This is a genomic window from Stenotrophomonas sp. SrG (assembly GCF_050031795.1).
Classification (GTDB): Bacteria; Pseudomonadota; Gammaproteobacteria; order Xanthomonadales; family Xanthomonadaceae; genus Stenotrophomonas; species Stenotrophomonas rhizophila_A.
In genome coordinates, this window is record NZ_JBNBBE010000468.1 from 1 (window position 1) to 256 (window position 256).

General features: G+C 68.4%; 1 protein-coding gene. It reads right to left on the minus strand.

The window, feature by feature from the left end; genetic code table 11:
• Positions 1–256, minus strand: a 256-nt coding sequence (locus ACQG3P_RS20520; RefSeq protein ID WP_426806074.1) for an SLC13 family permease, incomplete at both ends; no start/stop codon positions are given.

Here is a 256-nt window from a genome sequence, read left to right on the forward strand (position 1 = left end):
CCGCGGCGCAAACATGCGCAGCGGTTCGATCGGGGCCAGGCCCGAAGGAAGATTGTTGTGGGCCGAGGCCAGCAGATCGTTGAGCAGGATCAGCGGCGAATTGCCGCCCATGGTCAGCGCGCCGCCCATCACGATCGCCGCGGCAATCGGCAGCAGCAGGCGCTGCCGGGTCAGCCCGGTGCGCGCCACCAGCCGCGAGGCCACCGGCAGGTACAGTGCCATCACCGATGGGTTCTGCTTGCACGACGACTTCACC